Annotated in this window: 21 protein-coding genes; 11 read left to right on the plus strand and 10 right to left on the minus strand. The window is 56.0% G+C overall.

From position 1 onward, the window contains the following. The first annotated feature begins 9 nt into the window (after positions 1-9). The gene (locus ACFQW4_RS08495) at positions 10-1,236 is read left to right on the plus strand and encodes a LysR family transcriptional regulator (RefSeq protein ID WP_377724848.1); all 1,227 of its coding nucleotides are present in this window, start codon (positions 10-12) and stop codon (positions 1,234-1,236) included. Here the strand turns inward: ACFQW4_RS08495 and aroQ are convergent, their stop codons facing one another. The 6 genes from aroQ to ACFQW4_RS08525 all read right to left on the minus strand — a co-directional run bounded on the left by aroQ (position 1,237) and on the right by ACFQW4_RS08525 (position 7,588). Next, positions 1,237-1,668, minus strand: a complete 432-nt coding sequence (gene aroQ / locus ACFQW4_RS08500) for a type II 3-dehydroquinate dehydratase (protein ID WP_110866322.1) — start codon at positions 1,666-1,668, stop codon at positions 1,237-1,239. It abuts the gene before it with no gap. Then, positions 1,665-2,504 carry an amidohydrolase gene (locus ACFQW4_RS08505; protein ID WP_101764145.1) on the minus strand — a complete coding sequence of 280 codons (840 nt, stop codon included), beginning with the start codon at positions 2,502-2,504 and terminating at the stop codon, positions 1,665-1,667. The genes aroQ and ACFQW4_RS08505 overlap by 4 nt, the downstream gene beginning before the upstream one ends. Further along, positions 2,504-3,763, minus strand: coding sequence for a gallate dioxygenase (locus tag ACFQW4_RS08510; protein WP_192411680.1), 1,260 nt, complete (start codon positions 3,761-3,763; stop codon positions 2,504-2,506). Before ACFQW4_RS08510 ends, ACFQW4_RS08505 begins: the two co-directional genes overlap by 1 nt. Before the next feature lie 18 nt (positions 3,764-3,781). Then, on the minus strand, positions 3,782-5,161 hold the full coding sequence (locus tag ACFQW4_RS08515; protein ID WP_377724851.1) for an MFS transporter: 1,380 nt from the start codon (positions 5,159-5,161) through the stop codon (positions 3,782-3,784). A gap of 403 nt (positions 5,162-5,564) precedes the next feature. Further along, positions 5,565-7,295: an arginine--tRNA ligase gene (argS, locus tag ACFQW4_RS08520; RefSeq protein ID WP_377724853.1), complete on the minus strand. Its 1,731-nt coding sequence runs from the start codon at positions 7,293-7,295 to the stop codon at positions 5,565-5,567. Between the two features lie 170 nt (positions 7,296-7,465). After that, complete coding sequence (locus ACFQW4_RS08525; RefSeq protein WP_007889544.1) at positions 7,466-7,588, minus strand: hypothetical protein; 123 nt, start codon at positions 7,586-7,588, stop codon at positions 7,466-7,468. A 311-nt stretch (positions 7,589-7,899) separates the two neighbouring features. Here ACFQW4_RS08525 and ACFQW4_RS08530 point away from each other — a divergent pair, with 311 nt between their 5' ends. Next, a complete protein-coding gene (locus ACFQW4_RS08530; protein WP_222233321.1) occupies positions 7,900-8,460 on the plus strand; it encodes a VOC family protein in 561 nt (186 codons plus the stop codon). Here the strand turns inward: ACFQW4_RS08530 and ACFQW4_RS08535 are convergent. Then, positions 8,457-9,596, minus strand: a complete 1,140-nt coding sequence (locus tag ACFQW4_RS08535) for a MalY/PatB family protein (RefSeq protein WP_377724854.1) — start codon at positions 9,594-9,596, stop codon at positions 8,457-8,459. The two genes, ACFQW4_RS08530 and ACFQW4_RS08535, sit on opposite strands and share 4 nt — an antisense overlap. 85 nt (positions 9,597-9,681) lie before the next feature. On the opposite strand from ACFQW4_RS08535, the gene cutC reads away from it, so the two are divergent. From cutC to ACFQW4_RS08550, 3 genes are all read left to right on the plus strand, one after another. After that, positions 9,682-10,434: a copper homeostasis protein CutC gene (cutC, locus tag ACFQW4_RS08540; protein WP_101764150.1), complete on the plus strand. Its 753-nt coding sequence runs from the start codon at positions 9,682-9,684 to the stop codon at positions 10,432-10,434. Between the two features lie 168 nt (positions 10,435-10,602). Then, entirely contained in the window at positions 10,603-11,460 is an 858-nt protein-coding gene (locus ACFQW4_RS08545; RefSeq protein WP_377724856.1) for a hypothetical protein, read from the plus strand. Positions 11,461-11,643: 183 nt separating this feature from the next. Further along, entirely contained in the window at positions 11,644-12,264 is a 621-nt protein-coding gene (locus ACFQW4_RS08550; RefSeq protein ID WP_192234118.1) for a LysE family translocator, read from the plus strand. Between the two features lie 3 nt (positions 12,265-12,267). On the opposite strand, the gene cmoB is transcribed toward ACFQW4_RS08550, so the two are convergent. From cmoB to ACFQW4_RS08565, 3 genes are all read right to left on the minus strand, one after another. Beyond that, positions 12,268-13,236, minus strand: a complete 969-nt coding sequence (gene cmoB / locus ACFQW4_RS08555) for a tRNA 5-methoxyuridine(34)/uridine 5-oxyacetic acid(34) synthase CmoB (protein WP_110866314.1) — start codon at positions 13,234-13,236, stop codon at positions 12,268-12,270. Beyond that, on the minus strand, positions 13,233-13,961 hold the full coding sequence (gene cmoA / locus ACFQW4_RS08560; RefSeq protein WP_097097065.1) for a carboxy-S-adenosyl-L-methionine synthase CmoA: 729 nt from the start codon (positions 13,959-13,961) through the stop codon (positions 13,233-13,235). The genes cmoB and cmoA overlap by 4 nt, the downstream gene beginning before the upstream one ends. A 79-nt stretch (positions 13,962-14,040) precedes the next feature. Next, complete coding sequence (locus tag ACFQW4_RS08565) at positions 14,041-14,862, minus strand: DUF72 domain-containing protein (RefSeq protein WP_377724859.1); 822 nt, start codon at positions 14,860-14,862, stop codon at positions 14,041-14,043. Positions 14,863-15,093: 231 nt separating this feature from the next. Between ACFQW4_RS08565 and aspS the strand changes: the two genes are divergently transcribed. The 6 genes from aspS to ruvB all read left to right on the plus strand — a co-directional run bounded on the left by aspS (position 15,094) and on the right by ruvB (position 20,576). Further along, positions 15,094-16,875, plus strand: a complete 1,782-nt coding sequence (gene aspS / locus ACFQW4_RS08570; RefSeq protein ID WP_377724861.1) for an aspartate--tRNA ligase — start codon at positions 15,094-15,096, stop codon at positions 16,873-16,875. Then, positions 16,875-17,306, plus strand: coding sequence for a dihydroneopterin triphosphate diphosphatase (gene nudB / locus ACFQW4_RS08575; RefSeq protein ID WP_008110490.1), 432 nt, complete (start codon positions 16,875-16,877; stop codon positions 17,304-17,306). The genes aspS and nudB overlap by 1 nt, the downstream gene beginning before the upstream one ends. Positions 17,307-17,547: 241 nt before the next feature. Beyond that, positions 17,548-18,291 (plus strand): YebC/PmpR family DNA-binding transcriptional regulator, encoded by a 744-nt coding sequence (locus tag ACFQW4_RS08580; RefSeq protein WP_007889557.1) that lies wholly within the window; start codon positions 17,548-17,550, stop codon positions 18,289-18,291. Positions 18,292-18,328: 37 nt separating this feature from the next. Beyond that, a complete protein-coding gene (ruvC, locus tag ACFQW4_RS08585) occupies positions 18,329-18,856 on the plus strand; it encodes a crossover junction endodeoxyribonuclease RuvC (protein WP_008110486.1) in 528 nt (175 codons plus the stop codon). 92 nt (positions 18,857-18,948) lie between these two features. Next, positions 18,949-19,563 (plus strand): Holliday junction branch migration protein RuvA, encoded by a 615-nt coding sequence (ruvA, locus tag ACFQW4_RS08590; RefSeq protein WP_007889559.1) that lies wholly within the window; start codon positions 18,949-18,951, stop codon positions 19,561-19,563. A gap of 8 nt (positions 19,564-19,571) precedes the next feature. Next, entirely contained in the window at positions 19,572-20,576 is a 1,005-nt protein-coding gene (gene ruvB / locus ACFQW4_RS08595) for a Holliday junction branch migration DNA helicase RuvB (protein ID WP_007889560.1), read from the plus strand.

The following is a 20,576-nucleotide window of genomic DNA, read 5'->3' on the forward strand; positions in this document are numbered from 1 at the left end:
CAGGGGAAAATGGCGGAAAAGGGCACGCAGGAGCTGACAAATCTGATGCAAATCAGGGCATTTAGTCAGGTGGTAGCACAAGGCAGTGTCTCACGGGCAGCGGATGAATTATTTCGCACCCAGTCGGCCATTACCCGCGCTATTCGCGACCTGGAACTCACGTTAGGCGTCACGCTATTTGAACGTCACGCCGGCGGCATGATGCTGACTGACTTCGGTAAATGTGTGCTGCCGCGTGCGCTGCGGGCGATTGAGGAACTGCATCAGGTGCCGCAGCGGCTGGCTAAATTGCAGGGACGCGGTGCGCAGCGTAGCGATGCGGAACCGCTGTGGCTGTTTAACGTGCGTCGGCTGCAAATTTTTATCGCCCTGTGTCAGACGCGGCATATGCAGACGGTGGCAGCGCGTCTCGGGCTGAGCCAGCCGGCGGTGAGCGCCGCGCTGCGCGTGCTGGAAAACGGCGCGGGCATCGCGCTGCTGGAGCGCACGCCGCACGGCATGATGCCTTCGCTGGCCGGACGTGAAATTGAAGCCAACGTGCGGCGTGCGCTGAATGAATTGCGCCATATTCCGGCCGATATTGCTGCCCGCAGCGGAATACTTGAGGGAACGGTGCGCGTGGGCGCATTGCCGCTGGGACGCACGCGTATCCTGCCGCAGGCGATCGTGATGCTGACGGCGCGTTATCCGGGCGTACGCGTGGTCACCAGTGAAAGCGCCTTTGGCGTGCTGGCCTCGGAAATGCGCGCGGGCGATATCGATTTTATTTTTGGCGCGCTGCGCCGCGATGAAGATGCGCTGGACGTCACGCGCGAGACGCTGTTCTCCGAACGCATGGTGCTGCTGGCGCGTCACGATCATCCGCTGGTGGGACGTGAGCTCTCTACCGAAGATCTGCGCGCGGCGCGTTGGGTGCTGCCGCGTTCGGCCACGCCGGCGCGTTATCTACTAAATAACAGTTTTCAGGCGATGGGCATTCCGGCACCCGATCCGGTGGTGGAGACCGGCGATCTGGCGTTGGTGCGCGGCTTGCTGATGCAGTCGGATATGCTGGCGGCGGTCTCCGCGCACCAGCTGGAAGTGGAACTGGCGTCCGGCGCGCTGGTGGCGTTGCCGGTGCCTTTGCCGGATACCGATCGCGCTATCGGGCTGACGGTGCGTGCGGGCTGTCTGCACTCACCGGCAGCGGATGCGTTGATCCGCTGCCTGCGTGAAGTGTGCGGACAGGACCAATAATCAACCTGCGCGCGCCGCTTCCATCAACGCATAGCGGTAACCGCGAATGCCGTAGCCGCAGATCACGCCTTGTGCGACGTCGGAAAAATAGGAGTGATGACGGAACGGCTCACGCTTGTGCACGTTGGTGATGTGCACTTCCCACAGCGGCAACGCCACGCCGGTGACCGCATCGCGGATCGCCACCGAGGTGTGCGTCCACGCCGCCGGGTTGATCACCAGCGCCTGCGCTTCGAGACGCGCCTGCTGAATCCACTCAATCATTTCCCCTTCGTGGTTGGTCTGGCGAAACTCAATCGCCACACCCAGCTCTTCCGCCGTTGCGCGGCACAGCGCTTCGACGCTTTGCAGCGTGTCGGAACCGTAGGTTTCTGGCTCGCGGGTGCCCAGTAGATTGAGGTTCGGGCCGTTCAGTACATAGATGGTTCTCATCGTGACTCCTGTAATTCAGTAAAACCAAAGAGCCGCTGTGGCGTGTGCCAAAGCACCTGACGGCGGCTCTTTTCATCGGGGATCAGCTGTTCGATCAGCAGCAGTTGCGTGCCCATATCCATGCGTTCACTGGCGCGCAGGAAAGGCCAGTCCGATCCCCACATGCAGTTTTCCGCGCCGAAAGCGTCCAGCAATGCCAGCAAATAAGGATGTCCATCGCTGAAGGGATAGGGCTGCCGGGAGAATTTCGCCAGCCCGGAGAGCTTGACGCTGGTGCGCTGCTGGCCGGCCAGCGACAGCAGCGCCTGAAAGGCTGGTTGTGCTACGCCCGCGCTGACGTCTGGCCGACCGGAGTGATCGATCAGCAAACGCGTGCGGGTGCGTGACAGCAGCGGCATCAGCGCCAGTAGCTGATCGTTTTGCACCTGAATCTGGGCAAAGAGATCCAACTCCGCCAGCCTGCCCATCAGGGCATCAAGCTGAATAAATGGCTCGGTGCCCAGCATCGCCACATTAAGCGCAATGCCGACGATGCCTTGATCTTTCAGGCTGGCGAGCGTGTCGCTCTCCACGTCACGCGGCGTGACGGCAATGCCCTTGAAACGGCCCTCACCGCGCTTGATGGTATCCAGCAGGCAGCGGTTATCGGTGTTATAGCCCGACGTCGGGCCAACAATCAGCGAGTGGCGAATGTTGTAGGCCTGCATCACAGCACGATAGTAATCCGGCGTCGCCAGCTCGTGTCCGTCCGGGTTATAGGCGCTCTCGGGCGCCCAGGGAAAGTGTACTGGATCAAAAACGTGGTGATGGCAGTCGATGACCGGTTGCGTAAACATCAGTCTGCTTTCCCCGCCACCGAGTAAAGTACCTGCTGATTGCGCGTCTGCTGGAACTGTTCCAGCGTTTCACCACGCATCGCTGAGTAGATATGCAGGTTAGAGACGCCTACCACCGCACCCAGTTTTTCCAGCAGGAAGAAGCTGACGCCGTAATGGATCATGCCGCGCCAGTCGAGCTGGGTAATCAGCGTTTGCTCTTCAGCGCTCAGCCCGGCTTCCTGATACAGCGCCTGCGGAGCTTCGCGGAATCGCTTGCGCCACTCTGGCTGAATCATGCGGTGCAGGAAGCGGTTGATGCGCAGCGCTTTCAGGCTGCGCGCCTGGGTGAACGGATAGGTGCCGGGCAGTTTTTCCACGCCGCTGAGTTGCAGATTGATCTTATCGCGCTGACGCTGGTGCACATCGACCGGCGCTTCGCGTGACTGATTTTCGAGGATCAGCGTGGCGATCCCGGTCATCGAAGGCAGATAGTAATCCTGATGTAGTTTCTCGACGTTGGCCGACAGCGCACCGCGCATGATCAGCCACATAATCACTTCCGCACCTTCCAGGCCGCCGAGCGTGGCGTATTCAGCCAGCGTTATTTCGGTCAGGCGCTCAGGATCGTTGATTAACAGATCGATAAACTGCGCATCCCATTCGGGATTGTTGAAGCCGCAGCGCTCGCCGTGTACCTGATGTGAAACGCCGCCGGTCGCGACCACCGCAACGTTCAGATCCTCCGGGAAACTTTCTACCGCGCGCTTCAGCGCCTGGCCGAGTTTATAGCAGCGACGCGCCGTCGGGATCGGGAACTGCAACACGCCAACCGCCAGCGGAACCACCTGCATCGGCCAGCCGCCTTGCCACGGTGCCAGCGCCGACAGCGGCGAAAACAGGCCGTGATCCAGCGCTTTGTCCTGGAAGAATGACATATCGAACTCATCCGCCATCAGGCTGGCACCAATATGTTGTGACAGCGCCGCATGGCCTTTTACCGGCGGCAGATCGCGCGGGCCGCCGCCTTCATCCGCAACGGCATATTCGTCATCAATGCCCAGCACAAACGCCGAGTAGTGATCAAAAAAGAAGGAGGTGACGTGATCGTTAAACACATACAGCAGCACATCCGGTTTTTTCTCCTCCAGCCAGCGCTGCATCGGCGCAAAGCCATCGAAAATCGGGGCCCATGCGCCTTCCTGCTGCTTGTTGTGATCAACCGCAAAACCAATGGTGGGAGTATGGGAAACCGCTAAACCGCCTATGATTTTAGCCATAATTTTTTGACCTCTACTTCATCGATTATTGAGGGTACGCGACAGGGACGGCAGGTCGTTAAGGTCGATGCCTTTAACCTGACGGGCCACCTGTGCAGGGTGATGTCGGGTGATGGAAAGTGCCGCCAAAACTGCCGGGAGCGACAAAACGATAAAAATGGCTGTTTGCCCAGGGAACACGCCGAGCAGCACGCCGCCCAGCGACGAGCTGATAATGGCGCCGCTGCGACCAATGCCGTGCATCCAGCACACGCCGGTGGCGCGCATTTCGGTGGGATAAAAGGCCGGGGAGAAGGCCTGCAATCCGGTTTGTGCACCGTTGATGCAGACGCCGGCGAAGAACACCAGCAGCGCCAGTACATTCGAGCCAAAGCTCCAGATGCCCTGCGACACCAGGCAGAAGCTGCCCAGCAGATAGAACAGGGCGATAACATATTTCGCTTTGAAACGGTCCATCAGCCCACCAACCATTAAGCCGCCAAAGGTGCCGCCCAGCTGGAATAAGCCCGCCACAATCGCCGCACGCTCCAGCGTCACGCCGCCTGAACGCAGGATGGTTGGCAGCCAGCCGTTAAGCAGGTAGATGACGAATAGCCCCATGAAGTAGGTGAGCCATAACACCACCGTGCCGCCTGCATAGCCGCGGCTGAACAGCTGCAGCACCTGCGCCTTTTTCGGGATGATTGGCGCATTGAGCACAAAGGCGGTGCCAGCAGAGAATTCGCCGCCCAGACGTTTGAGCACGGCGGCAATCTTGTCGCGACTGACTTTGCGCACCACCATATACATCGCCGATTCCGGCAGCAGCCACAGCAGCAGCGGCAACATCATCAGCGGCAGCAAGCCCCCTAAACCCAGCACCGCTTGCCAGCCAAAGTGTGGCAGCATGCCGGCGGCAATGAATCCGCCCAATCCGGAACCGATATTAAACCCGCTGTACATCACGGTGATCATCAGGCTGCGACGGCGTTCCGGCATATATTCCGACACCAGCGTGACGCAGTTGGGCATCACCGCACCGAGACCGAGACCGGTGAGAAAACGTAACACACCCATTTCCAGCGGCGTGCGCGCGAAGGCGCTCATCAGGCTGAAGCAGGCGAAGACGGCAATCGACAGCAGCAGCACGCGTTTGCGGCCAAATTTGTCGGACCACGGACCGGCAATCAGCGCGCCAATCGCCACGCCAAACATCGCGGCACCGAGAATCGGCCCCATTTCCGCATGGCTGATACCCCAGTCTTCAATCAACGCGGGCGCAATGAAGCCCATCGCTGCCGCGTCGTAGCCATCAAACATGATGATGATGAAACACAGGCTGAGGGTCAGCCACTGGTATCCGGTGATCGGGCGGGCGTCGATCCAGCCTTTTACATCGATAATGTCGTGATTGCTCATAGGATACGCTCTGATTTTTTTATTAATAACGTTATCGGGTTGAGATTTTATTCTGCCCTGACATTGGTCGGGGGCATCACTTTAACCCGATTGCAGGGAATAAGTTTTATAGTTTTTAGCTGTTAAAACAGCTTGTTGCATGTTTTTGTGTTCTTGATTCCATAACCAAATTAGGGATGGCGTGCGAGTTTGTCTGCCATAAAATGGTTATGAAGGTATGAGTTTTGTTTATTTGGTGAGCTGTGTCGGAAAAATGAGAAGGCGTATCGAGGCTGAGGAATGGCGGGTATTGGGCACGGCAGCAGCGCTATTCAGAGCGGGCTGAAGAGCAGAATTTTGTCAGAGGGGGAAAAAGGGGGGAAAGCAAGCGGAGAGCCGTTTGCGGCGCTCTCCGCCAGAGGTATTACATGCGTTCGACGGTTTTAATGCCCAGCGTATCCAGACCTTGCTTCAGCGTTTTCGCGGTTAACGCGGCCAGCTGCAGGCGGCTCTGACGGATGTTCTCGTCCTCGGCGGAGAGAATTGGGCAGTGTTCATAGAAGCCAGAGAACTGACCGGCCAGATCGTACAGATAAGCACACATCACATGTGGCGTACCGTCACGCGCGACCTGCGTTATCACTTCTTCGAACTGCAGCAGACGCGTAGCCAACTGCGCTTCACGCTCTTCAGTCAGCACGATGTCACCGCTCAGGCTATCGGCATCAATGCCGGCTTTACGGAACACCGACAGCACGCGCGTGTAGGCGTATTGCATGTAAGGCGCCGTGTTGCCTTCGAAGGCCAGCATGTTGTCCCAGTCGAAGATGTAATCGGTGGTGCGGCTTTTTGACAGGTCAGCGTATTTCACTGCGCCGATGCCGACCACTTCCGACAGATCCTTCAGCTCTTGCGCGGACATCTCTGGATTCTTTTCGCTGACCAACGCATGCGCGCGTTCAACCGCTTCATCCAGCAAATCGGCGAGACGAATAGTGCCGCCGCTGCGGGTTTTAAATGGACGACCATCTTTACCCAGCATCATGCCGAAGGCGTGATGCTCAAGCGGTACCGATTCCGGCACGTAACCGGCTTTACGCACGATGGTCCACGCCTGCTGCAGATGCTGATGCTGACGGGAATCGATGTAATAGAGCACGCGATCGGCATGCAGGGTTTCGAAACGGTATTTGGCGCAGGCGATGTCGGTGGTGGTGTAGAGATAGCCGCCATCTTTCTTCTGAATGATCACGCCCATCGGTTCGCCTTCCTTGTTTTTGAACTCATCAAGGAAAACCACCGTGGCGCCTTCGCTGGTCACCGCCAGGCCTTTTTCGCGCAGATCGGCGACGATGCCTGGCAGCATGTCGTTGTACAGGCTTTCACCCATCACATCTTTGCGCGTCAGCGTCACGTTCAGGCGGTAATACACCTGCTGGTTCTGGCTCATGGTGATATCAACCAGCTTCTTCCACATGCTGCGGCAATATTCGTCGCCACCCTGTAGCTTCACCACGTAATTACGCGCGCGCTCGGCGAAGGCTTCGTCGGCATCGTAGGTCACTTTGGCTTCGCGGTAGAAAGCTTCCAGGTCAGCCAGTGCGATCTCTTCGTGATGTTCGTTCTGCTGCTTTTCCAGATAGGCAATCAGCATACCGAACTGCGTGCCCCAGTCGCCGACGTGGTTGGCGCGGATCACGTTATGGCCAAGGAACTCCAGCGTACGCACTGCGGCATCACCAATGATGGTGGAGCGGACGTGACCGACGTGCATCTGCTTCGCTACGTTAGGCGCGGAGTAATCCACCACGACAGTTTGTGGCGCAACCGCACTCACGCCAAGACGCGGCAGCTGCAGCGCCTGCGCGGTTTGCGCCGCCAGCCATGCACGATCGAGGAAGATATTGATAAAACCGGGACCGGCGATTTCGACTTTGCTGGCGATGCCGTTAAGATCCAGATGCTGAATCACCTGCTCAGCCAGTTGTCGCGGTGCCTGACCGAGCTTTTTCGCTACGGCCATCATACCGTTGGCCTGGTAATCACCGAACTGTACCTTCGCAGACTGGCGAACCTGAGGTTCGCAATCGGCAGGCGCACCCGCCGCAATCATTGCCTGACTGACTTTGTCGGAAAGAAGAGCCTGAATATTCACCGCGTTACCTTCATATGCTGAAAAGGCCCGCCTGTAGGCGGCGAGCCGATGTCGTCATCCCGCAACTGCGCGGCGGGACGGAAAAATAAGAGGGGAAGTATACGTGAAATGTTAAAGTGAGTCAGCTATTCGGTATCTGATGACAGGCAACATCGGGCCCCCAGCGCCGATTAACGGCGCCGCGGGTGACGACGAGGATTTTTAACGCTTTTGTCTTCACGCACCTTCCAATGGCGGGAAATTGCAAATCCCATTAATGCAATCAGGACTGCGACAACAATGAGCATAGACATAAGGCCGTTCCTTGTAGTTGTGAAACCCAAATTTATAAGAAAGGGTTTCAAGCTGCAATTGTTTGCAATTTAAATAAGATTTATCTCATTGTATTAACTATTATGATTAAAAACATATACTTAGCCTACTTTCATAAAGTAACTGCTGGACCTGATTAGGTGATAAATCTGAAATGAATGGTCTATTCATGCGGTTTTTAGCCTTTTTGGCGCCTAAATCGGATGAATCCGACAATTTTGTCACGCGGAATCAACGGTTAGCAAATTTCATATTGATTAGTAAACCTGAACTGAATTAGAGGTAAGGCATGATGCAGACCCACTTTCCTGTGGAATTGGATGATTTAAAACAAGACATGGCGCGTTTTGAACAATCGCTGATGAATTTTTCTGAGCGTTTAGGCATTAACCTGGCTGAACATGAAGCCGATCACGTCGCGGTGCGCTGCCACCAGTTTGCAACAGCAGAACGCTGGAAATCTGGCTTATTGCAGATCGGCACACAGTTTTCCGAGGCAATGATCAATGGTCGCCCTATTTGTCTGTTCAAACTGCATCAGCCACTGAACCTGGCGGGCTGGCAAATTGATGTGATTGAATTGCCGTGGCCAGGCGAAAAGCTGTATCGCCACGAAGGGTGGGAACATGTAGAGATTGTACTGCGTGGAGAACCGGAAACGCTGGGCATGCGGGCGATGGCGCTGCTTTCTGATGATGCGCTGACACAGCCGGGCATCTCGTTTAAAACCAGCGCGCCCAAAGGCGAGAACGAGCGGTTGCCCAATCCGACGCTGGCGGTGACGGACGGGCAAACCACCATTAAGTTTCATCCATGGCGACTGGAAGAGATTGTCGCCAGTGAGCAGGCTTAACGCCGCGCCGCGACCGCTTTTTGCAAACGCGTGACCGCCTGTTCCAGCGTGGCGCGCGTACAGCCAAAGTTGAAGCGCACGAAATTATCATCGCCAAAATCGTGGCCCGGCGAAAAACCGAGGCCGTGCTGCTCGAAATACGCCATCGGGTTGGCAACATCCAGTTTGCTGGCGTCGATCCACCCCAAATAGGTCGCTTCCGGCGCGGCCATCTGCAATTCTGGCAGTGCATTCACCTGCGCCACCAGCCAGTCGCGATTGGCGCGCAGATAATCCAGCTGCGCTGCCAGCCATGCATCGCCATCGCGCCACGCCGCTTCGGCTGCCACCAGCGCCAGAATATCCACGCCAGGCACGATACCTTCACGCACGCGTTTGAACCGCGCACGCAACTCCGGATTGGGAATGATCGCCAGCGACGCGCCCAATCCGGCAATATTGAAGGTTTTCGATGGCGACAGCAGCGTGATGCTCCGCTGTGCGGCATCTTCACTTAACGCCGCAAAGGGAATGTGCTGTGCGCCGGGTGACAGCAATAAATCGCAGTGGATTTCATCGGAGCAGACGATCAAATCATGCTGCTGCGCAAACGCCAGCTGCGCTTCCAGCTCGTCACGACGATAAACCGTGCCGCCCGGATTCTGCGGATTACACAGCATCAGCAGGCGTTCATTGCCCTGCATCGCGCTATTATCCAGATTCATCACCCAGCGATCGTCTTGTAAACGCAGCGGTAAATTTACCTGTGCGCGGTCGGCCAGCTTTGCTGCACCGCGAAACGGCGGATAGATCGGCGTGGGGGAAACGGTGGATTCGCCAGACTCCGTGAATGCGCGGACCGAAAGATTCAAACCGCACACTACGCCGGGCAATAACACAATCCAGTCCGGCTCAATCTGCCAGTTGTAGCGCTGCGCTAAACGCGAAAGGGTGATATCAATCAATCCGGTTGGCGTTGCGCCATAGCCAAATACACCGTGCTCAGCGCGCTGTTTAATGGCCTCAATCACACTCGGCGGTGAACGAAAGTCGCTGTCTGCGACCCAGAGCGGCAGCACATCGCGATCACCATATTTGTGCCATTTCAAACTATCGCTGTGACGACGGTCTATCCATTGATTAAAATCGAATGCCATAGTGCGAGTTCCACGTAAACTGTCCAATTAAGTAGACTAACTGAAGCATTCATCCCGAGCCAGAAGTCATGAGAAGGAGCATGGTATGACGAAACTGGAAATTTGTTGCTACGGCATCGACTGCGCAATGACTGCGCAGCTGTCCGGTGCCGATCGCGTGGAGCTGTGCAGTGCACCGCGCGAAGGTGGGTTGACGCCTTCAGCCGGCGTGCTGGAAGCGGCACGACGTGAAATTTCGATCCCGGTACATCCTATCGTCCGTCCGCGCGGCGGCGATTTTTGCTACACCCACTTTGAGTTTGAGTCGATGAAATCGGACGTTGCGCTAATGCGTGAACTCGGTTTTCCCGGCTTAGTGATTGGCATGCTGGATGAAGATGCGCATGTCGATATTGCTCGTATGCAGCAGATTATGAAGCTGTGTGATGGCATGGACGTCACCTTCCATCGCGCCTTTGATTTATGCCACAGCCCGAAACGCTCACTTGAGGTGCTGGCTGATTTAGGCATCGCGCGGATCCTGACGTCTGGTCAGCAACAGAGTGCCGAAGCAGGAATTGCATTATTAAGGGAACTAAATGAACACAGCACAGGTCCGATTATTATGGCCGGTGCGGGCGTACGTTTGAGCAACATCCAGAAGTTCATCGACAGTGGATTGCAGGAAGTCCACAGCTCCGCCAGCCGTTTAGTCGCTTCGCCGATGCGCTACCGTAAAGCCGGTGTTTCCATGTGCTCCGAAGCGGAAACCGATGAATTCAGTCGCTATTGCGTTGATGGTGATGTGGTTGAAGCCATGAAAAGCATGACGCAGTTGAGCGCCGTCCGGGTAGCCTGAATTCCCCCGATTTTGCCGCGCAGCACGCCAGCTCAAATGACGTGATGTTTGCAAGTACCAACCCCAGTTCTTCTAACTGGGGTTCTTTTTATCTGCAATTCCCGCGGAGATAGCGTGATCGCGTAAATGATGCTTTGATTACTCTATGGCTTCGTACGGATAACCTTCATGAAATCCATCCCTTATACCGTTTTAATGCTGCTACTCCCGTACTGCGGCGTCGCGCTGGCGGTCAGCACCGCGTGTCCGCCGATGAGCAAAAACATCACCAGCAGCAACAACTGGATCATGCTGGGTGGCGATGCCAAAGGCGCGGTGCGTCAGGTGGTGGCGGGCGAATTTGGCAAAGATGTGAACTCGCAAAAGCGCGTACTCGGCCAGTTTGATCAGTGTGGCGATTTGATGGTGGCCGATATCTCCTACGACAAAAATGAAGGCAATGTTCTATTGACGATGGAACAGCATATCGCCCGCGTTCAACGCGGCTGGGTGGCGGAATATGCCTACATGGTTAAAGTGATCAAAGCTGGGCAAGAGGAAGTGGTCGACAACCGCCAGGGCACCATCAGCTGGCAAATCGGCCAGCATGGCAACATCATCAGCTCATCCGATAAATTCACCAGCATGGGCAAAGATGGCTTTACCGATACCACTTATCGCTATGACAAACAGTTCAGAGTGGAAAACAGCGTGGCGCGCGGCAGCGATAGCATGACCAACGGCGAAAGCAGCTGGCGCTGGAATCCACAAGGATTGGTAACCTTATCCACCAGCGCGCGCAGCAAAGATACTTATAGCTATGATAACCAGTGGCGAGAACTGCGTTTGAACAGCACCGCGACCACGCCAGTCAGCACGCTGCGCTCGGTGGATGAGTGTCAGCTGTGGGATGAAGTGGGCAACTGCACGCTCAGTTATCTGCATGAAACCGAAGTGTTCGCCAAAGGCACCATTGAACGCCATCTCAGCTCCGCTTATAAATACCAATACTGGAACGCACCCAACGAAACCGCCGCACAAGATTAAAGCAAAACGAACAAAACCCACAAAACCCACAAAACCCACATAAAGGCTGGAAACAAGGGCCGCGAAGTAAAGCTTCCGCCGCATGGATGCGGCGGCAGAGTCCACAGGGATGTGTCCACGACGCCTTTACGCAGCGGCCCTTGTTTTCAGCCTGAAACGCACCGGAGCAATTGAGAACATCGCATGACACTAATTTTATCTTTCCTCTTCGCCATCACCATCCTCACACTCACGCCCGGTTTTGATACTGCATTAGTGCTGCGTTCCGCCGCCGCGCAAGGCTGGAAACGTGCCTGGGCTACGGCATTTGGCGTTACGCTGGGTTGTCTGGTGTGGGGCGTTGCGGTGGGTTTAGGCTTGGGCGCGCTGCTGCTGGCCTCGGAAATGGCGTATAACCTGCTGAAATGGATCGGTGCGGCCTATCTGCTCTATCTCGGTGTCAAATTACTCATCAACCCACGCACCCAAGCGGAAGAAGGGCAGCACGCGCAGAGTAAAGAGCAAAGTTATGTTGCCTGCTTCACGCGCGGACTCTTTGGTAACCTGTTAAATCCTAAAGTCGGCGTATTCTACGTAACCTTTCTGCCGCAGTTTATTCCGGCGGGCGCGTCGGTGCCGCTGTGGTGTACGCTGATGGCGCTCACGCACATGGTGATAGGTTTGGTATGGAATGCGGTGCTAATTGGCAGCAGCCAGTATTTTGCGGCGCATCTGCGTCGCCCAGCGGTGCTGAAAGTGATGGATCGCCTGACGGGCTGCGTGTTTATTGGCTTCGCCGCGAAGCTGGCGCTATCGCGGCGTTAAACATTACGGCTTGCGCGCGACTAGCACGGCGCGCAGCGGGGCGGGATAACCTTCCACGGTTTTGCTGCTGTCATGCGGATCAAGAAACTCGGCCAGCGACTCGCTGGTCATCCAACTGGTGCGACGCTGCTCTTCCACGGACGTCACCGCGTAATCCGCGATGCGCACATCGACAAATCCGCACTTCTCCAGCCAGCTCTTCAGCGCCGCCGCAGAAGGGATAAAGTAGACGTTACGCATCTGCGCATAACGCTCACCCGGCACCAACACCGCGTTTTCATCACCTTCAATCACCAGCGTCTCCAGTACCAGCTCGCCATCACTGACTAACTGATTTTTCAGCTGCATCAAGTGGTCGAGCGGCGAACGGCGGTGATAAAGCACGCCCATGGAAAACACGGTATCAAACGCTTGTAACGCCGGCAGTTGCTCAATGCCCAGCGGCAGCAAATGCGCACGACGATCGTCACCCAGCAGCTTACGCACCGCTTCGAACTGACACAAAAACAGCTGCATTGGATCGATGCCGACCACCAGTTTGGCGCCCGCGCCTATCATGCGCCACATGTGATAGCCGCTACCGCAGCCAACATCCAACACCGTACGATGCTGCAACGGCGAAATGTGCGGCAACACGCGATCCCATTTCCAGTCGGAACGCCATTCGGTATCGATCTCGGTACCGTAAAGCGAATAAGGACCTTTGCGCCACGGCATCAAATTGCGTAACAGATTCTCAATGCCCAGACGCTGACGATCGGTCAGATCCTCAACATCGGCGCTCACGCTATGCAACAAATCCAGCTTCTGCGGCGTCAGCAGCGGCAGATAATCAACTGACTTCTCCCAGTCGCGGAATTTACCGTGCAAATTTTCACGCTGCCATGCGGCGACTTGCGCCGGTAACACTTCCAGCCAACTGGCGAGCGGGCCGGTGGCAATCTGCTGATAAAAACGGCCAAACTCAATCATTTCAACGCCACCAACGAACCAAAGTTAAAGCACTGGAACCACAACTCCGCATGTTTGAAACCGGCGGTTTTCAGGCGCGCTTTGTGCGCTTCAACGCTATCGGTCAGCATCACATTCTCCAGCATGCTGCGTTTCTGGCTGATCTCCAGCTCGCTGTAACCGTTAGCGCGTTTGAAATCGTGATGCATGTTAAACAGCAACTCGCCGACATCGGCATCTTCAAAACTGAACTTCTCCGACAACACCAGCGCGCCGCCCGGATTCAATCCGTTAACAATCTTCTTCAGCAGCTCGAGACGTGCCGGTGGCTCAAGGAATTGCAGGGTAAAGTTCAGCACCACCAACGAGGCGTTCTCAATGTGGATATCCTGAATATCTGCTTCGATCACCTGCACCGGCGTATCCGCGCGGAAGGCGTCGATATGGCGACGGCAGCGCTCCACCATCGCCGGTGAATTATCCACGGCAATAATCTGGCAACCGGGCACATGAATATTGCGGCGCACCGACAGCGTGGCGGCACCCAGTGAACAGCCGAGATCGTAAACCTGGCTATTCGGCTGAACGAAGCGTTCTGCCAGCATGCCAATCATCGAAATGATGTTGGAATAACCCGGCACCGAGCGCTGAATCATATCGGGAAAAACTTCAGCTACGCGCTCGTCAAAGGTCCAGTCGCCCAGCTTATCGATGGGCGCGGAAAATAGCGTATCGCGATCAGACATAATGAAAAGGTCCGGAGAGAAAACGGAAAGGGCGCTATTTTGGCAGAAACGCGGGCAGGCTGCACCCTTTGCGTTGCGTCTAGAACAGGCTCGATTGCTGCGGCCAGTCGGGCAGATCGCGTAAGGTTGGCTCCAGCTGCTGCAACTGTGGCCACAACGCCTGAAGCAGCGGAAACACCTCGCCCATATCCGGCGTATGGATAAACAGCAGCGGATCGCTATCCCGCTGCCACGCTTGCAGCTTGCTGTGCCACGGCTGAAACAGCGGCACGCTCTCCGCCACGCTATCACTGCCAATGAAACGCACCATCGGTTGCGCACCGGTACGCACCACATGCAGCGGCACACGCGGCTTTTGCGATCGAGCGTGCACCGCTGCGGCCGACTGTGAGGTGGAGGCATGCACCGGACGACTATCCAGCATCACCCGATTAATTTGACGCTCCAGCAAACCGCGATTCAGCGCGCGTTCAGCATCTCCTTTGGCGAAAAATGCCTGATGCCGCACCTCGACGCCATAGTGGAAATTGCGCGGCAAACTATCGAGAAAAGACCACAAATCGCCGAGCTGAGCCGGTGAAAACGCCGCCGGCAGCTGCAGCCAGTATTGACCAATGCGCGTGCTGAGCGGATCGAGCAGGCGGAAAAACTCATTCAGCAACTCATCACAGTCGCGCAGCGCCGCTTTATGGCTGATGCTCTCGGGAAACTTGAAGCAGAAACGGAAATCGTCGTGCGTCATGTCGCGCCAGCGCAGCACCACTTCCGGCTTTGGCAGCGCATACAACGTGGTATTACCTTCCACACAACCAAACAGCTGCGCGTAATCGGCTAAGGTCTCAATACCGAACTGTTTCCATTGCGCGTGCTGCCATTGCGGTAATCCAATACGAAGTGTCAACGCGAACTCCTGAATCCTTTAGGGCGGGAAAGGGCGGCTTAATGTAACCTGTTTTGATGTCGGCAGGTAAAACAGCGCGATAAAGCATAATGTTTTGTCCGCTTTGATCGGGCTCCACTTATCCTGCCTGGGTTTTTCCATTATAATAGCCGCCTTTTTTGCGACAGCATCTCATAAGGTTACGCGGCCTGATGCTGTCTGGCAGCAGCGGCGAAGTTAAAAGGATACGTTATGCGTACAGAATATTGCGGACAGCTCAATCTGTCTCACGTGGGTCAGCAAGTCACTCTCTGCGGCTGGGTAAATCGCCGTCGCGATCTGGGTAGCCTGATTTTTATCGATATGCGTGACCGTGAAGGTATCGCACAGGTGTTCTTTGATGCCGATCGTCAGGACGCTTTCCAGCTGGCATCTGAGCTGCGTAACGAATTCTGTATCCAGATCACCGGCACCGTGCGTGCACGTGACGAAAAGAACAAAAACAGCGATATGGCGACCGGCGAAGTGGAAGTGTTTGCCCACGAGCTGAATATCATCAACCGCGCTGAACCGCTGCCGCTGGACTCTAACCAAGTCAACAGCGAAGAAGCGCGCCTGACCTATCGTTACCTGGACCTGCGTCGTCCGGAAATGGCGCAGCGTTTGAAAACCCGCGCTAAAATTACCAGCTTCGTGCGTCGCTTTATGGACGACCAGGGTTTCCTCGATATCGAAACGCCGATGCTGACCAAAGCCACGCCTGAAGGCGCGCGTGACTATCTGGTGCCAAGCCGCGTGCATAAAGGCAAGTTCTACGCGCTGCCGCAGTCGCCACAGCTGTTCAAACAGCTGCTGATGATGTCGGGTTTTGACCGCTACTATCAGATCGTTAAGTGTTTCCGAGACGAAGATCTGCGTGCCGATCGTCAGCCTGAATTCACCCAGATCGACGTGGAAACCTCTTTCATGACCGCCGAGCAGGTGCGTGAAAAGATGGAACGTCTGATTCGTGAACTGTGGATCAACATCAAAGGTGTGGATCTCGGTGAATTCCCGCAGATGACCTTTGCGGAAGCGATGAACCGTTACGGTTCAGATAAGCCAGACCTGCGTAACCCAATGGAGCTGGTGGACGTTGCCGATCTGCTGAAAAACGTAGAATTCCAGGTGTTTGCTGGCCCAGCCAATGATGCCAAAGGCCGCGTGGCTGCCCTGCGCGTACCGGGCGGTGCAGCGCTGACGCGTAAGCAAATCGATGAGTACGGTGAATTTGTCAAAATCTATGGCGCCAAAGGTTTGGCGTGGATGAAAATCAACGAACGTGCGAAAGGCTTCGAAGGTGTACAAAGCCCGGTTGCCAAGTTCCTCAGCGCAGAAATCGTTGAAGACATTCTCAACCGTACTGGCGCCCAAGATGGCGACCTGATCTTCTTCGGTGCGGACCGCGCCAAAGTGGTGGCGGATGCGCTGGGTGCGCTGCGTCTGAAAGTGGGCCGCGATCTGCAGATTACTGATGACAAAGCTTGGGCGCCGCTATGGGTGATCGACTTCCCAATGTTTGAGGAAGATGATGAGGGCGGCCTGGCAGCGATGCACCATCCGTTCACGTCGCCGAAAGACCTGAGCGCAGAACAGCTGGCAACCGATCCGGTACAAGCGGTAGCGAATGCTTACGATATGGTGATTAACGGCTACGAAGTGGGTGGCGGTTCCGTACGTATTCATAATGGTAAAATGCAGCAGACGGTATTCAGCATCCTCGGTATTACCGAAGAAGAGCAGCGTGAGAAGTTTGGCTTCCTGCTCGACGCACTGAAATACGGTACGCCGCCGCACGCCGGCCTGGCGTTCGGCCTGGATCGTCTGACCATGCTGTTGACCGGCACCGATAACATCCGTGATGTGATCGCGTTCCCGAAAACGACCGCCGCCGCGTGCATGATGACCGAAGCCCCAAGCGAAGCGAATCCCGCTGCGTTGCTGGACCTCGGCATTCTGGTGGCGCCGAAAAAAGAAAAAACAGAGAACAAATAATGGGCTTTAAACATCCGGTTTCGGTGCTGGTGGTGATTTTTGCCCGCGATACCGGCCGGGTGTTAATGCTGCAGCGACGTGATGACGACAGCTTCTGGCAATCGGTCACTGGCAGCCTGGAAGCGGGCGAAACCCCGCGCCAGGCAGCTCAGCGCGAAGTGTTAGAAGAACTCGCCATCGATATTGCGCACGAAAAGCTAGTGCTGGACGATTGCCACAAGCAAATCGAGTTTGAGATCTTCCCGCACTATCGTCATCGTTACGCACCGGGCACCACGCACAATCGCGAACACTGGTTCAGGTTGGCTATACCCGCAGAACGCGACCTGCTGCTCACCGAGCATCTCGCCGCGCGCTGGCTCGAACCCGCCGCTGCCGCAGCCCTCACCAAGTCCTGGAGTAACCGCCAGGCGATTGAAGAATTTATCTGAATGCTTGCCGCCGCGCGTTTTTCCGGTGGCGAATGCATTAAGTTTTATGAATCTGGTGAGTTTTCAATGAACGCACCTAACAATATCGAACAGTCAGGCGTAATCGGCGCCGCGAGGTTGTTCACCGCCAGCGCACAGCAACCGGAGCGTACTTATGTACGTGAGGATTGCGAGCACTGCCGGGGGACAAGATCGCAAGTAAGATAGCCTGCACCCAGTAAAAGATCGGAGATAAAGTAAGATGGCTGGACACAGTAAATGGGCGAACACCAAGCATCGTAAAGCTGCTCAGGATGCTAAGCGCGGTAAAATCTTCACCAAAATCATTCGTGAGCTGGTCACCGCCGCGAAACTGGGCGGTGGCGATGCGGGTTCCAACCCTCGTCTGCGCGCAGCGATGGACAAAGCGCTGTCTAACAACATGACGCGCGACACCATGAACCGTGCCATCGCACGCGGCGTGGGCGGTGAAGATGATTCCAACATGGAAACCATCATTTATGAAGGTTACGGCCCGGGCGGCTCAGCAGTGATGATTGAGTGCCTGAGCGACAACCGCAACCGTACCGTGGGCGAAGTGCGTCATGCCTTCACCAAAACCGGCGGCAACCTCGGTACCGATGGTTCGGTTTCTTACCTGTTCAGCAAGAAGGGCGTAATCTCCTTCGCGCCAGGTCAGGACGAAGATGCGGTGATGGAAGCGGCGCTGGAAGCAGGTGCAGAAGACGTTGTGGCCTATGACGACGGCGCGATTGATGTCTTTACCGCGTGGGAAGAGATGGGTGCGGTGCGTGATGCGCTGGAAGCGGGCGGTCTGAAAGCCGACTCGGCTGAAGTCTCGATGATCCCTTCCACTAAAGCCGAAATGGATGCCGAAACCGCGCCGAAACTGCTGCGCCTGATCGACATGCTGGAAGACTGTGACGACGTGCAGGAAGTTTACCATAACGGTGAAATCTCTGATGAGATCGCAGAAACGCTGTAATGGCGTTGCTTAAAACCCCACTCACCGGAGACGCGCCGTGGCGATAATTCTTGGGATCGATCCCGGCTCGCGCGTCACCGGTTACGGTGTTATTCGCCAAACCGGCCGCCAGCTTACCTATTTGGGCAGCGGCTGTATCCGCACCAGCGTCACCGATCTGCCGACGCGCCTCAAACTGATCTACGCGGGCGTCAGCGAAATTATCACCCAGTTCTCACCCGACTATTTCGCCATCGAGCAGGTATTTATGGCCAAGAATGCGGACTCAGCGCTGAAACTGGGCCAGGCGCGCGGTGCGGCGATTGTCGCGGCGGTAAATCATGATTTGCCGGTGTTTGAATACGCGGCGCGCCAGGTGAAGCAAACCGTTACCGGTACCGGCGGCGCTGAGAAAAGTCAGGTGCAGCATATGGTACGAACCTTGCTAAAACTGCCGGCCAATCCGCAGGCGGATGCCGCCGATGCGCTGGCCATCGCCATTACGCATTGCCATATGAGCCAAAACGCGGCGCGTATCAGCGATACGAAACTGGTGATGACGCGCGGGCGTATGCGATCCGGTTAGCGGAAACGAAACGCGGTATGAGGCTGGATATTCATCCAGCCTTTTTTATGGTATATAAACAGGCTTACTTATCAGATTAAGGAATTGCTCAGGTGATTGGTCGTTTACGAGGCAACATTCTGGAAAAACAGCCGCCGCTGGTGTTGATTGAGGCGCACGGTGTCGGTTATGAAGTGCACATGCCAATGACCTGCTTTTACGAGCTGCCGGAGATCAATCAGGAAGCGATTATCTTTACGCAGTTTGTGGTACGCGAAGATGCGCAGCTGCTGTTCGGTTTCAATAACAAGCAGGAACGCACGCTGTTCCGCGAGCTGGTGAAGGTGAATGGCGTTGGGCCAAAACTGGCGCTGGCAATTCTGTCTGGCATGTCGGCCCAGCAGTTCGTGACCGCCGTTGAGCGACAAGAGATTGCCTCGCTGATCAAACTGCCGGGCGTGGGTAAAAAAACCGCCGAGCGTTTGATTGTGGAGATGAAAGACCGCTTTATCGGCATGCACGGCGATCTGTTTGGTGGTGATTCAACCTTTACGTTGACCACGCCATCCGCTGCACAAGACAATAACGATGCTGAAGCCGAAGCGGTTTCAGCGCTGGTGGCTCTGGGCTATAAACCGCAGGAAGCCAGCCGTATGATCAGCAAAGTCGGTAAACCGGATGCGGATTGCGAAACCCTGATTCGTGAAGCCCTGCGCGCTGCTATTTGAGGTAAAGCATGATTGAAGCCGATCGTCTGGTCTCGGGCAGTTCCTTTAATGAAGAAGAAACGCTCGACCGTGCCATTCGTCCCAAGCTGCTCACGGAATATGTTGGCCAGCCGCAGGTGCGCGAGCAAATGGAGATTTTCATCCAGGCTGCGAAACTGCGTGGCGATGCACTCGATCATCTGCTGATTTTCGGCCCGCCGGGACTGGGTAAAACCACGCTGGCTAACATCGTCGCTAACGAAATGGGCGTCAACCTGCGCACCACGTCCGGCCCGGTGCTGGAAAAAGCCGGCGATCTGGCGGCGATGCTCACTAACCTCGAACCGCATGATGTGCTGTTTATTGATGAGATCCATCGACTGTCGCCAGTGGTGGAAGAAGTGCTGTATCCAGCGATGGAAGATTATCAGCTGGATATCATGATTGGTGAAGGTCCGGCAGCGCGTTCGATTAAGCTCGATCTGCCGCCGTTTACCCTGATTGGTGCCACGACGCGTGCCGGTTCTTTAACTTCGCCGCTGCGCGACCGTTTCGGCATCGTGCAGCGCCTTGAGTTCTATAACGTGCCCGATCTGCAGCATATCGTGGGTCGTAGCGCGGCCTGTCTTGGCCTGGCGCTGAGCGAAGAGGGCGCGCTGGAGATAGCGCGTCGTGCACGCGGAACGCCGCGTATCGCTAACCGCCTGCTGCGCCGCGTGCGTGACTTTGCGGAAGTGCGCGCCAACGGCAATCTGAGCGGCGAAGTATCAGCCAGCGCGCTGGATATGCTTAACGTCGACAGCCAAGGTTTCGATTACATGGATCGCAAACTGCTGCTGGCGATTATCGATAAGTTCTCGGGTGGTCCGGTTGGCTTAGATAACCTGGCAGCGGCGATTGGCGAAGAGCGGGAAACTATTGAGGATGTGATTGAACCCTTCCTGATCCAGCAAGGATTCATTCAACGCACGCCGCGTGGCCGGATGGCCACGCAGCATGCTTACAAACACTTTGGTATCAGTCGCGAAGAGTAA

The sequence above is a fragment of the Pantoea sp. GCM10028869 genome, assembly GCF_042666835.1.
Lineage (GTDB): Bacteria > Pseudomonadota > Gammaproteobacteria > Enterobacterales > Enterobacteriaceae > Pantoea > Pantoea leporis.